This is a genomic window from Pseudomaricurvus hydrocarbonicus (genome assembly GCF_011602365.1).
GTDB classification, from domain to species: domain Bacteria; phylum Pseudomonadota; class Gammaproteobacteria; order Pseudomonadales; family Cellvibrionaceae; genus Pseudomaricurvus; species Pseudomaricurvus hydrocarbonicus.
This window is the reverse complement of sequence record NZ_JAAONZ010000017.1, coordinates 76,788-90,644: the sequence shown is the minus strand read 5'-3', so window position 1 is coordinate 90,644 and position 13,857 is coordinate 76,788. Positions and strand designations below refer to the sequence as shown.

The following is a 13,857-nucleotide window of genomic DNA, read 5'->3' as shown; positions in this document are numbered from 1 at the left end:
GTTGCGTGTCACGAGGATGCTCGCCATGCCGGTGTCAATAATCTCTTTTTTTTAATTCTTATCGCAATGAGTGCTGTGTGGCACTCATTTGACGACAGTTTGTCTACAGTGATAGATGATGACACCGCGAAGAAAAGGAGTGCGCCACATGACAAACGACCGCATTGAAACCGACAGCCTGGGGCCGGTGAGGGTTCCAAAAGACGCCCTCTACCAGGCCCAAACACAGCGGGCCAAAGAGAACTTTCAATACTCGCAGCGGCGCTTTCCCGGCGAGACCATTGATGCATTGATTGCTATTAAAGCCTGTGCGGCGGAGGTGAACGCGAGCTTAAAACTGCTGGATCCCGAGGTGGCCAAAGCCATTGGGGTGGCGGCAGAGCAGGCCTTACAGCTGAATTACGACGAACAGTTTCCGCTTGATGTTTTCCAAACCGGTTCCGGCACCAGCTCCAATATGAACGTTAACGAAGTCCTCGCCAGTTTGGCGACCGCGGTGGCCGGCAAAAAGGTGCACCCCAACGATCATATCAATATGGGGCAAAGCAGTAACGATGTGATCCCCACGGCGATTCAGATCAGTACCGTGCGACTGCTGCGGGAAAAGCTCTACCCGGCCCTTGAGGCGCTGAGTGCCCTTTTGGCGACAAAGGCACAAGAATTTTCCCGCACCGTGAAAACCGGTCGCACCCATTTAATGGATGCCATGCCGATTACGTTAGGGCAGGAGCTGCAGGTGTGGCGGCAACAGCTGCAGCGAGCCAGAGAGCGTATTGCTCAGGCTGAGCTGGCCTTGCACGAGTTGCCGCTGGGGGGAACCGCGGTAGGAACAGGCGTCAACACCCCGCCCGAATTTGCCCCGGCGGTGTGTCAGTTGTTGTCGCAACAGGGCGACGTGCACTGGTCGGCGGCGGTAACGCCTGCCGTGTACATGAGTGCTCAGGAACACACCTTGAACGTGATGTCGGCCTTAAAGAATCTGGCCATCGTGTTGCTTAAAGTGTGCAACGATTTGCGTTGGATGAACTCCGGGCCCGTCGCCGGGCTGAATGAAATCCAGCTGACGGCGTTGCAGCCGGGATCTTCCATTATGCCGGGTAAAGTGAACCCGGTCATTCCAGAGGCTGTCGCCATGATTGCCGCCGATGTGATTGGGCATGAGTGTGCGTTGACCGTCGCGGCGCAATCTGGAAATTTTCAGTTGAATGTCATGTTGCCATTGTTTGCCGATAAGTTGGTGACCTCCATTGTGCTGCTGAGTCGTGCCTGCGAATCCATGAGTACCCAGGTATTTGCCAGTTTTACGTTTAATGACGCCCACAGTGAACGCCAGCTGGCGTTAAATCCGATTTTGGCCACGGCGTTAAACCGTCGCATCGGTTATGACTGCGCGGCAAAAATCGCCAAACGCTCGGCGCTGGAGGGGCGGCCAGTGATTGATGTGGCCGCCGAGGAAACGGATATCTCACGAGCGGAACTGGAAGCGCTGCTCAACCCGCTATCGTTGACCGGCGCGGCGGATTGACCGTACTGTTCGAGAGCGGCAATAGCGACGGCGGGCATGGGTTTCAGGGCGTTTCAATAAATGGCAGTGTCACAGTGCCGTGATGTGGGCCGGGTTGCCTTTGGTGCCGTAGAAATTCACAAAGTGGGTTTGGATCTGTGCCATGTTGTTACGGATGTAATCGAGAAAGGCTTCGGCGGCGGGCGTGAGGTGTTTGCGGCTGGGGTGCACGGTGCACCAGGAGCGGCGCAAGGGAAAACCGTCAATATTCAGTTCCTGCAAAATACCCTGCTGCAATTCCAGCTGCACACTGAAGCGCGGCATCACCGCGACGCCTAAATCTGCCAGCACCCCGTGCTTCACGGCCGCGTTAGAGCCCAGTTCCATAACCCAGTTCAGCCCCAGACGTTGTTCCGAGCAATAGGCTTCCAGGGCGTGGCGAGTCCCCGAGCCGTGTTCGCGCAACAGCAGCGGCTGCTGGAAGAACTCCTCGATGGTGACATGGGCCTGCTGGGCCAGAGGGTGGGTGGCGTGCACGACCGGGATCAGTTCATTATCGAGAAAGGGCATAAAAGACAGGGATTTGTCCTCGGGGACCATCCCCATGATCACCAGGTCGTCGGCATTTTCCGCCAGCCTTGAGATGGCCTGGGCACGATTCACTACTTTCATGGTCACTTCGACTTTGGGGTATTGTTTCAGAAATCCGGCCAGTAAATGCGGAACGACATATTGGGCCGTGCTCACTGCGGCCAGCTTGAGGCTGCCTGAGATCACGCCTTCCAGCTCCGAAAGTTGGCCTTGCAGTTGCTGCAATTCACCAAAAATGTGTTGAATGCTGCGCGCGAGCTCATCCCCTGCCGGGGTGGTGTGAAGGGTCTTGCCCACGTAGTCGAACAGGGGCTGATTAAAAATCTGCTCCAGCTGGCGGATCTGGGCACTGACCGCCGGTTGCGTCAGACCCAATTCTTCCGCCGCGCGGCTGTAACCTCGGCGTTCAAACACCGCCATAAACACCTGTAGTTGTCGAAAGGAGAGCCGGTTCAGAAGTTGGCTGAGCGTGTAAGGCATGGGTTGGGTCTCTGGAGGGGGCGGGTTGCTTATAAATTTTATCTTATGGTAAACCAAAAAAATATCAATTTTAACTACTGGTTGCATTGCGATACCGTAGCTTCATCGACGCAGCTATGCTGATAACACCCAGGCTGATAACACCCAGGCTGATAACACCAGGGCTGTTAACACCAACACCGTTAACACCAGCGCGGTTGACCCAGCCGCTCAAACCATTATCTGAACCGAACGGAGCTTTGCATGTTCAAGAAATTGCTGATTGCCAACCGCGGTGAGATCGCAGTACGCATTATCCGCGCTTGTGCGGAAATGGGGATCCGCTCTGTTGCAATCTATACCGAGCCCGATCGCTATGCGCTGCATGTGAAGCGGGCGGACGAGGCGCACTTTATCGGCGATGACCCGTTAGCGGGCTATCTGGATCCGCGCCGTATCGTCAACCTGGCCGCTGAGACGGGTTGTGATGCCATTCACCCGGGTTATGGTTTTTTGTCTGAGAATGCCGACTTCGCCCGCATCTGCACCGAGCGCGGGCTGGCCTTTGTCGGCCCCTCTGCCGAAGTGATTGCCCGCATGGGCGATAAAACCGCCGCACGTACCGCGATGACGGCCGCCGGAGTGCCGGTAACGCCAGGCACCGATGGCAATCTGGCCGATCTGGATGAGGCCCTGTCCGTCGCGGAAACCCTCGGTTACCCGGTGATGCTGAAAGCCACATCCGGGGGCGGTGGGCGCGGGATTCGACGCTGTGATTCCGCCGCAGAGCTGCGTCAGCAATACCCACGTGTCATTTCAGAGGCGACCAAGGCGTTTGGTTCAGCGGATGTCTTTCTGGAGAAGTGCATTGTCGATCCGCGCCACATTGAAGTGCAGGTGCTGGCGGACCGTCATGGCAATGCCATTCATTTGTTTGAGCGTGACTGTTCGATTCAGCGGCGGAATCAAAAGCTGATTGAGATCGCGCCCAGCCCGCAGTTGTCCGACGAGCACCGCCAGCATATTGGCGATCTGGCGGTCAAAGCGGCCAAGGCGGTCGGTTATGAAAACGCCGGTACGGTGGAGTTTCTGGTGACCGATGAGGGCACCTACTTCATGGAAATGAACACCCGGGTGCAGGTCGAGCACACCATCACGGAACAGATTACCGGGGTGGATATTGTGCGCGAGCAAATTGCCATCGCGGCCGGAGAAAAACTTCGCTACGCGCAAGCAGACATTCAATATCGGGGGTTTGCCCTGCAGTTTCGCATCAATGCCGAAGACCCCAAAAACGACTTTCTGCCCAGCTTTGGCAAGATCACCCGTTACTACGCACCGGGTGGTCCGGGGGTGCGGGTGGATACCGCGATTTATACCGGCTACACCATCCCGCCGTACTTTGACTCCATGTGTTTGAAGCTGATCGTGTGGGCTCTGAATTGGGAGGACGCGCTGGACCGGGGCCAACGGGCACTGGCGGATATGCGCTTGCAGGGCATTAAAACCACGGCGACCTATTATCAGGAAATCCTCAATAATCCGGAATTCCGCAGCGGTCAGTTTAATACCAGTTTTGTGCCTAATCACCCGGAGCTGCAGCACTACTCCGAGAAGCGCCAACCCAATGAGCTGGCGCTGGTGATCGCGACGGCTATTGCCGCTCACGCCGGCCTGTAACCTGCTTGGATGTGTAACCAACTTGGCCTGAAACAACCGGCCTGTACCGACTTGGGTGATGGCTGACCCTGTAGAGAAAGCCGTGCCGACTGAAAAGAATCTGGAGAGGAATGTCATGAGCAAAATTAACGTAACCGATGTGATTCTGCGCGATGCCCATCAATCGCTGATTGCCACGCGCATGCGCACCGAGGACATGTTGCCGATCTGCGACAAGCTGGATCAAGTGGGTTACTGGTCTTTGGAGGTGTGGGGCGGTGCAACCTTTGACGCCTGTGTGCGCTTCTTGAAAGAAGACCCCTGGGAACGTCTGCGTCAGTTGCGCGCGGCGTTGCCCAATACCCGCCTGCAAATGTTGCTGCGTGGCCAGAACTTGTTGGGTTATCGTCATTATGCCGACGATGTGGTGTCGGCGTTTGTGGAAAAAGCCGCCGCCAATGGCATCGATGTGTTCCGCGTATTTGATGCACTGAACGACCTGCGCAACCTCGAAACCGCCATCAAGGCGGTAAAGGCGGCCGGCAAACACGCCCAGGGAACGATCTGTTACACCACCAGCCCGGTTCACACCACCGAGCTCTACATTCAGCAAGCGAAAGACCTGCGTGACATGGGCGCCGACTCTATTGCCATCAAAGACATGGCCGGTTTGCTGACCCCCTACGCGACCTATGACCTGGTGAAGGCGATCAAGGGGGCCGTGGATTTGCCGCTGTTCCTGCACTCTCACAGTACCGCCGGCCTGGCACCGCTGTGTCAGATGAAAGCGATTGAGGCCGGGGTGGATCACATTGATACCGCGATTTCCTCGTTTGCCGGCGGCACCAGTCACCCCTCCACGGAATCCCAGGTGGCGGCGTTGCGCGGCACGCAATGGGACACCGGCCTCGACCTGACATTACTGCAGGAAATTGCCGATTATTTTCGCGAGGTGCGAAAAAAATACCACCAGTTCGAAAGTGAGTTCACCCACGAAGACGTCTCTGTGCAAATCAATCAGGTGCCGGGCGGCATGATGTCCAACCTGGCCAACCAGCTGAAAGAACAGAACGCGCTGGACCGTATCCGCGATGTGTTTGCGGAAATTCCGCGGGTGCGCGAAGACCTGGGTTTTCCGCCACTGGTCACGCCCTCATCGCAAATTGTCGGCACCCAGGCGGTGCTGAACGTGTTGACTGGCGAGCGTTACAAGTCCATCACCAACGAAGTCAAACGCTACCTGGCCGGTGGCTACGGTCAGCCGCCGGCGGCCGTGAATGCGGAGGTGCAGAAGAAAGCCATTGGCAATGAGCCGGTGATTGACGGCCGTCCGGCGGATGAGCTCAAACCCGAGCTCAAAGCCTTGCGCGAGGAGGTCGGGTCTCTGGCGCAAAGCGACGAGGATGTGTTGACCTATGCGATGTTCCCGGACATCGGCCGCAAGTTTCTGGAAGAGCGTGCGGCGGGTACCTTGCAGCCGGAAGTGTTGTTACCGATTGGCAATGGTCAGCACGCCAGCAGCGAAGGCGTGCCGACGGAATTCAACATCGATGTCCACGGTGAACAGCACGATGTGGTGATTACCGGCGTGGGCAACACATCGTCGGGTCAGCGTCGTATTTACCTGACTCTCGACGGCGTGCCGGAAGAAATCGTGTTCGAACCATTGAACAGCTTTCAGCCTCAGGCTGGGCAGGGCAAGCGGACCAAAGCCAGCCAGCCGGGCCACGTGACCACCGCCATGCCGGGTAACATTGTCGAAGTGCTGGTGCACGAAGGCCAGTCAGTTGAGGCGGGCACCGCGCTGTTCATTACCGAAGCCATGAAGATGGAAACGGAAATTCAGGCGACCATCAGCGGCACCGTGGTGGCGATACATGTGGAAAAGGGCGATCGCATCACCCCGGGGGATATCCTGTTGGAAATCGGCTAACGGTTTTCAGGTCCACCTTGTGTTCAGAAAAGAATGTTTCACGTCTTGGGATGGATAAATTGCTCCCCTAGTGTCCGCTAGCCGGAGTCTTGCCACCATACCATCGCCCTCGGGCGGTGGTTTTTTTTGCCGGTCAGAAGGCGACGCTAGCGGCTATGCTGGACACCTTCAATGATTCAACGGCCTAACTCAAAAAGGTCAGCCGCCTACGTTTAATGTGAGTGGGGATCCGTGCGTCAAAAAACGCGCAGTTGTGCGCCTAAAGCCCAGCGCGGGTAGGACTTTTTTGCGGCCGCGCCTGGGTTTAACGCCAGCATGCCTGGATTTTAACTACCGTTTAACGGCATCACGCCTACACTTTAACTCCAGTAAGTGTGCTAGATTGCCAGTGTTATATTCGTTGATCGTCCCATCGTTATTTTTTTTATCGCCAAAGGTGCCAGTGATGACTTCTTTAAAAGAACCCATTCAAACACAAGGGCATGCCCGCATAAAAAGGGCACAAAACAAGCCGCTCTCCGGCTCAGCGAACACCTCAAAAGCCACCGCCAAGCTGTCCTTTGTGGGGGTTGTCGCGCTGCTGGCGTCAGCCGCCATTTTTGCCGACAGCTCCGGACCCAGGAGTGATGAGTATCCAACACAGGTATGGTTTGGAGACACCCACGTGCATACTGGCTGGTCTGCGGATGCGGGTATGGATGGCGCCATTTTAACCCCCGCTGACGCCTATCGATTTGCCCTCGGGGAGGAGATCACCACCAACTCTGGCTTAAAGGCCAAACTGAAACGTCCTTATGACTGGTTTATGGTGACCGATCACTCCGATGGGATGGGGGTCATCAACGAGATTGTCGCGAAGCACCCGGAGATGATGAAAAACCCCATTTTGAAACGCTGGAGCGAAGCCATTCCCCAGGGGGGAGAGGCGGCAGCAGACGCCAAAAGTGAATTGATTGTCATGCAGTCCGAAGGCACGTTGCCGCAAGCCGTCATGGACCCCAAGTGGATGACGTCGGCGTGGGAAAAAACGCTTGAGGCCGCTGAAAAGTACGACCAGCCGGGAAGGTTTACCACCATGATTGCCTTTGAATGGACGGTCAACGCCAACGGCGGGGATAACCTGCACCGCAATGTAATTTTCCGTGACAAGGCGGATAAAGCGGGACAAGTTCTGCCCCTGACCACGTTTCAGACTCAGGACCCTTACGATCTCTGGCAATGGATGGCGGACTATGAAAACAAAACCGGAGGCCAGGTGCTCGCCATTCCGCACAATGGCAACATGTCGAATGGCCGAATGTTTGAGGAAAAGCAGTTTGACGGCTCGCCTCTCACCAAAGAGTGGGCGCAACTGCGGGCCAAGTATGAGCCCCTGTATGAACTCTCCCAGATTAAAGGCCAGAGTGAATCCCACCCTCTGCTGTCGCCTGACGACGAATTTGCCAATTGGGATTTGTGGGACCGGGGCAACCTGATTTTAAAGCCCAAGCCAGAGAACTCTTTTCAATACGAATACTGGCGCGAGGCGTTAAAGTCGGGCATGCGTCTTAAGAGCGAGTTGGGGGTCAATCCGTTTTTGTATGGCGCCGATGGCGGCACCGACACCCACACCGGGTTATCGACCGCCGATGAAGATAATTTTTTCGGAAAGTTTAAAACCCTGGAGCCACGCAAAGACCGCTGGAACTTCCCCCTATTGAGCGGACCCACGGACAGCTATGCGGGCTGGGAGCAGGCCGCGTCCGGTGTGACCGGGGTGTGGGCCCGGGAAAATACCCGCACCGCGATTTGGGATGCGCTGAAACGCAAAGAGACTTACGCCACCACCGGCCCTCGAATACAGCTGCGCTTTTTTGGTGGCTTCAACTTTGTGGCTGAAGACCTGGGCAACAACATGATCCAGCGGGGGTACCGCAAAGGGGTGCCGATGGGCGGCATGCTGTCAAAAGCGAGCGGTCAACAAGCGCCCACGTTTATCGTCGCGGCCATGAAAGATCCCGATGGGGCCAATCTCGATCGGGTGCAGATTGTCAAAGGCTGGCTCAGTGACGACGGAAAAACCCACGAAAAAATCTATGACGTTAAATGGTCTGGCGATCGCAAGCGCGGCGCGAACGGCAAGCTGCCTCCGGTGGGCAATACGGTCAACCTGGAGACGGCCGAGTACACCAATAGCATCGGCGCCACCGAGTTGATCGGCGTGTTTAAAGACCCGGACTTTGAGGCGCAGCAGCAGGCTTTTTACTATGTGCGGGTGCTGGAAATCCCCACCCCGCGCTGGACGCTGTACGACAAGGTACGTTTTGGTTCGGCGATGTCTGACGAGGTCCCGCTGGTGCATCAGGAGCGGGCGTTCAGCTCGCCGATCTGGTACACCCCTTAAGAGCAGCGGACGTCCGGCTTGAGCCCTGGTTGGCAGTGGGCTCAAGGCTATGGTCACACCGGGCCTGGCCCTGGCGTTTCGGCTCAACCCCGATCCGTAGAAAAAGGTGAATCGCCCTATAGGAAAGGCCCTGTGCAAAACCGTTGTCTCAGATACAATAGCGCTATCTCCCTCCAATAATTGTCACAATAATTCCGGTAATCCATGGTGCGTTATACCGGGCGGGAGTCTGTTGATTTCACGCTATGGATACCGTTATGACCGCCGCCTAGACTGCTGCGCCGGTGCTCCCTAACAGCACCGCTGTGGGTGTTTCGTTTCCAGTTCCTGGTTTCTAGCCACTAGTTTCTAGTCACTCGCCACCGGGTATTGGGATTAGCGCTGGGTTCGGCGCAGTGTCCGGTATTCGTGCGGCGTGTGTTGAGTCCAGCGTTTAAACGCCCGGTTGAACGAATTGATGTCTGAGTAGCCGAGCAGAAAGGCAATATCCTGCAGTGGCATATCGGAAGCGCTGAGGTAATTCGTCGCCAGTTCCTGTCGCGTATTTTCCACCAGATCTTTAAAGGTAATCCCTTCCTGGGAGACTTTTCGTTGCAGGGTTCTGCGACTCATGTGCATTTTGTCGGCAATGTCTTCAATCGCCGGCGCGCCCTGGTTGAGGCTGTCGATGATGTGATTGCGCAGTGTGTTCAGCCACTGATTCTCCGACGACCCCTGACGCAGTTTGAGTATTTCTTCCAGCGTTGTAGTGAGTGACTGGCTGAGCAATAGGTCGGCGTTTTTCAGTGTCGATTGCAGAATCTGCGGGTCGAACACCAGTTGATTTTTGGCTTGGTTGAACAGCAGTTTGTCACACAACACACGCTTGTGTTCATCGAGATTGGCGGGGGCCGGGTGTTGAAAATGTGCCTCCAGCGGCGACCAGCCGGCGTCCACGGATTGGCGGATGAGAACCACGACGGCCATCAGGGTCATTTCCGAATCCTGACGGCTGGGGGGTAAATGCTTGGCGGTTACCTCATAGGACAGAAAGGCCTTGTCGTCGTGGATGGCGAGTTCGTAGGACATGTCATTTTGAAACAGACAGTAATAGCGCACCACCAGATTGATGGCCTCCCCCAGGGTTTTGCAATTGACCAGGGCGTAGCCCAGCACACCTTGCTCCCGTTGATCGAACCCCTGATAAAAATGCAGTCCCAGGTTGGGGTCTTGCAAGTATTTGGCGGCTTCTTCCATCAGCAGCAGAAACGTCGACATGGGGATCTGGTCATCGTCGGATTCAAAGTCCGAGCGCTGTAATTGCAATTTGGCCAGAAACTGGTCTACATCCGCATGGGCTCTTTCCATATGGCGGAACAGCAGCTTTGAATAGACAGCGTTGATGCGCGATTGATGTAGCGGTGCGTCAGTGTTCATGTTGGGCTTCTATGCTGGCGGTGCCAAAACTTGGCATGGTGAGCCTATGTGTCCGGGTTTTAGCTGCTCTAGTATGGGGTGAAACACGTATGTAAAGAATAATAAACTTCTCTGCAGGTCGCGTGGTCGTCGTGATGAGGGCCGCGATGCGACAGGGAGGCTGCTGAAAAAAGGGTTATTGGCAGAATAATAACAGAAGAGAGAGATAACTGAAGAGTTTCATAATCATAAAATCTATATCTACAGGATCTTGAACCATGAAAAATCAACTGCCAAAATTATATCGAGCCACGGCCTTTGCCGCTCTGACTGGAGCCATCGCTGGCGTCTCGCCGGTTTATGCCCAGGGGAAAGGCTTCGCTCTGGAAGAAGTGGTTGTCACCGCCCGCAAGCGGGAAGAAAGTGCCGAAGACATCCCCATTGCCATCAGCTCGATGGGGGAGATGGCAATTGAAGCCATGGGGGCTACGGCCATGGGCGACTTGGTGGGCAGCGTGCCCAATCTGGCGATGGACCCGAATGGTAACTCGCTCAATTCCTGGGGTATGCGTGGCATTGTCAGTGTGACCCGCAACGCCGGTCAGGAGAGTGGCCTCGGGGTGTACATTGACGGCGTGTATGCCGGTCGTCCCGCCGCCTTTAATTTCCCCATGAATGATATTCAGCAGGTCGAAGTGCTGCGCGGGCCACAGGGCTCGCTGTTTGGTCGTAACACCATTGCCGGGGCGATCAACATCACCACCAAAAAGCCATCGGAAGAACTGCAAGGCCAGATCAAGCTGTCTCTCGGTAACTACGAGCGTCAGGATATTCAGGGCAGTGTGGCCGGCCCGATCATCGACGGGGTTTTGTCCGGTAAAATCAGTGGCTTCTCCTATCAGCAGGACGGCTACGTCGACAACCTCTACGACGGTGATTCCTACATGAGTGATGACCGTGTGGGCGGGCGTGGAGCGCTTTACTGGACGCCGACCGAAAGCCTGGAAATCACCCTCTCCGCCGATTATCTGGAGCAGGACAACGACCAGCTGTTTGGTATGACGCTGGAGCCGGTGTTGAATACTCTGGAGCCCGGCTCCGGCTGGTACCAGCCTGATCCGTATAAAACCAATCAGAATGACCCCAACCGCGAGCGCATTGAGTCCGGCGGCACCTCGGTGACCGTCAACTGGGACCTGCCCTCGGGTCATACCCTGACGTCCATTACCTCCCAGCGCTCGGCCGATTTCATTTTGCAGGCCGATGACGATGCGGGCCCGTACACGCTCTCTTATTCCCAGTTTGAAGACAACTCGGACACCTTCAGCCAGGAGATTCGTATCGCCTCGCCCTCGGCCGACAATTTTGACTATGTGGTCGGTTATTACTACATGGATCAGGAGGTGGATGCCCTGCGCAGCACCAGTGTGGTCGGTTACCCGGACACCCAGACGGGGATCATTGTGAACAGTAGCGTCAACAGTGAGTCCTGGGCGCTGTTTGGCACCGCCAACTTTTATCTGACGGACGCGCTGACCTTGAGTGTGGGTCTGCGTTACACCGATGAAGAAAAAGACAGCGAATACTCCCAGGTCGATAACGTGGGCCTGGGTTTCGCCGATGTGGTGTTCAGCCCCAGTCAGCAGGATGATGCCTGGTCGGGTGACATCAGTCTGGGTTACGCCATCAACGAATCGATCAACGCCTACGCCTCGGTGCGCCAGGGGGTCAAGAGCGGCGGCTTCCAGACCGACATTATCGACTTTACCGACGTCAATGCGTTTGTGTTTGGCCCGGAGGAGGCAATCTCCTACGAGCTGGGTGTGAAGGGCATGTTCTTTGAGCGTCGCTTGAAGGTGAATGGCGCTGTTTTCCGTACCGATTATACGGACATGCAGGTGGGACAGCTGTTGGGGCTGGGTTTCACCACCACCAATGCCGGTGAGTCGCAAATTGACGGGCTGGAATTGGAAGTGGAGTGGCTGGCCACCGAAAATCTGGCGTTGGGGCTTAGCCTCGGGCTGCTGGATCACGAGTACACCGCATACGACGGCTGTGCCGGTGAGAATACCAGCTGCAAGGGGAATAAATTGCAACTGGTCTCCGACTGGACGGCGTCAGCCAATGTGGATTACACCTTCCCGCTGAGCAATGGCAGCGCGTTTAATGCCCATCTGGACTGGACCGCTCGGGACAACTATTTCACCGATGCGGTCAATGATCCGGACCTGGTGGTGGAACAGCGCTTTTTGCTCAACGGGCGCATTGGTTATGTGACCGCGGATGATTCACTGTCGGTACATTTGTGGGCGAAGAATCTCACCGATGAAGAGTACGACGCTCTGTTGTGGAAATACCCGGTGACGCCACTGTTCTACGGTGCTCAAACCAGTGGACTTGAGCGTCTGATCGGTGAGCCGCGTACTTTTGGGGTTGAAGTGGGCTATCGTTTTTAACACCCAGGCTAGGGCTGTGAAGACCTAAGTGCGTGTTTTACGCTGAAGCTGTACAACCGTTGTTGTACAGTCTTAAAACAAGCCCCAAAACAAGCCTTAAAATACAGATTGGGTTGGGGGGGACGACAGTGCTTTTGAAAACGGTTAGGGTTATGTCAATCGCTAAGGTAAGACATCTCTCTAGCCGTTTGTGTTTTAGACACCCGTTCATTCGCGGTGACTAAGCCGATCATTTTTTCTTATTAAGTAAAGGGGGCTGTGTGAAACAGCACACCGTTCAAAGTTCATCCTCTGTCACTGCCGGCGTTCTGGTGAGTGTCATCGCCATGGCCGGCTTTCTGATCCTGCCGCTGTTTGTCGGTGCGGTGGCCCAGCGGTTTGCGCTGACAGAGTCGCAGATTGGCTTTTTGGCAACGTTCATCATGGGCGGCTCGGCGCTCAGTTCGGTGGCCGCCATTTTTTGGATACGCAAAGTCAATTGGCAGTGGTCGGCGTTGCTGGCCCTGGGCGCGATGTTGTGTGGCAATGTGTTGAGCCTTTGGGTGACCAGTTTTCCCGCGTTTGTGGTGTTGCAATGTCTGGTGGGGGTGGGCGGCGGTGCCGCCTATTCCATTGCCCTGACGGTGTTGTCCGATCACCCGCAGGCGGATCGGTGTTTTGGTTTTTCTGTGGCGGCGCAGGTGAGTTTTCAGATTGTCGGCTTGCTGGGCTTGCCGGTGGTGGTGGCGCAATACGGGCTTGAGGCAGTGCTGGGGTTACTGATTGGCCTGGAGGTTGTGGCGCTCGTATTGTTGTGGTGGCTGCCGGCCTCGGGTCTGGTGATGCCGACGTCCGTTGAGAAAAAACGGGTTGTCAGCTCGGCGGTTCTGTTCGCCCTGCTGGGCTGCTTTATGTTTTTCTTTAACGTGGGTGTGGTGTGGACCTACATCGAAAGAATGGGCGCCGACAGTGGCTTTTCGCCTGCCGTAATTGGTGAAAGTCTGGCCGTTGGTGTGGCGTTTGGTGTGCCCGGCGCCTTGCTGGCGTCCTGGTGTGGTGAGCGTTATGGTCGCTTACTTCCCCTGGCCGTGGGGGCGCTGATCATGGTGGGGGCGTTGCTGATGTTGGTGGGCCGTATCGATGAAAAAAGCTATTTGCTGGCACTGGCGCTGTATAACTTCAGCTGGAATTTTTCATTGGCGTATCAATACGCGGCCGTCAATGCCGCTGATGACAGTGGTCGCAGTGTGGCAGCCGCTCCGGCTTTTCACGCCCTGGGAGCCGCCGTCGGGCCGGGTGTGGCGGCGCTGTTTGTCAGCGCCGATAACTTCTTTGCCGTGAATGTCCTGGCGATCGCCGGCGTCACTCTCAGTCTGCTGTTGTTTGTCTTCGCGGCCATTAAACACCCCAACCGAAAAACGGTGGCCGCATAACAGTTGCTGTATAAGGTGTGCGGCGTTAAGCCGGGCATCCCCCTTACTTTTTAAAAAGCGCAATG

The 13,857-nt window shown here is 55.9% G+C and carries 8 protein-coding genes; 6 read left to right on the top strand and 2 right to left on the bottom strand.

Annotation, left to right across the window (positions count from 1 at the left end; all coding sequences use genetic code 11):
- Window positions 1-148: 148 nt before the first annotated feature.
- Window positions 149-1,525 (top strand): class II fumarate hydratase, encoded by a 1,377-nt coding sequence (locus G8770_RS18330; protein ID WP_167190324.1) that lies wholly within the window; start codon window positions 149-151, stop codon window positions 1,523-1,525.
- A 69-nt stretch (window positions 1,526-1,594) separates the two neighbouring features.
- Here the strand turns inward: G8770_RS18330 and G8770_RS18325 are convergent, their stop codons facing one another.
- Window positions 1,595-2,575 (bottom strand): LysR family transcriptional regulator, encoded by a 981-nt coding sequence (locus tag G8770_RS18325; RefSeq protein ID WP_167190321.1) that lies wholly within the window; start codon window positions 2,573-2,575, stop codon window positions 1,595-1,597.
- A gap of 243 nt (window positions 2,576-2,818) precedes the next feature.
- Here G8770_RS18325 and G8770_RS18320 point away from each other — a divergent pair, with 243 nt between their 5' ends.
- From G8770_RS18320 to G8770_RS18310, 3 genes are all read left to right on the top strand, one after another.
- Complete coding sequence (locus G8770_RS18320; RefSeq protein ID WP_167190318.1) at window positions 2,819-4,234, top strand: acetyl-CoA carboxylase biotin carboxylase subunit; 1,416 nt, start codon at window positions 2,819-2,821, stop codon at window positions 4,232-4,234.
- A gap of 115 nt (window positions 4,235-4,349) precedes the next feature.
- Window positions 4,350-6,146: a sodium-extruding oxaloacetate decarboxylase subunit alpha gene (gene oadA / locus G8770_RS18315; protein WP_167190315.1), complete on the top strand. Its 1,797-nt coding sequence runs from the start codon at window positions 4,350-4,352 to the stop codon at window positions 6,144-6,146.
- Window positions 6,147-6,591: 445 nt separating this feature from the next.
- Entirely contained in the window at window positions 6,592-8,529 is a 1,938-nt protein-coding gene (locus tag G8770_RS18310) for a DUF3604 domain-containing protein (RefSeq protein WP_167190312.1), read from the top strand.
- A 375-nt stretch (window positions 8,530-8,904) separates the two neighbouring features.
- Here the strand turns inward: G8770_RS18310 and qhpR are convergent, their stop codons facing one another.
- Complete coding sequence (qhpR, locus tag G8770_RS18305) at window positions 8,905-9,945, bottom strand: AraC-like transcriptional regulator QhpR (RefSeq protein WP_167190309.1); 1,041 nt, start codon at window positions 9,943-9,945, stop codon at window positions 8,905-8,907.
- 257 nt (window positions 9,946-10,202) lie between these two features.
- On the opposite strand from qhpR, the gene G8770_RS18300 reads away from it, so the two are divergent.
- Complete coding sequence (locus tag G8770_RS18300) at window positions 10,203-12,380, top strand: TonB-dependent receptor (protein WP_167190306.1); 2,178 nt, start codon at window positions 10,203-10,205, stop codon at window positions 12,378-12,380.
- Window positions 12,381-12,640: 260 nt separating this feature from the next.
- Window positions 12,641-13,792 (top strand): MFS transporter, encoded by a 1,152-nt coding sequence (locus G8770_RS18295; RefSeq protein WP_167190303.1) that lies wholly within the window; start codon window positions 12,641-12,643, stop codon window positions 13,790-13,792.
- The last annotated feature ends 65 nt before the right edge of the window (window positions 13,793-13,857 follow it).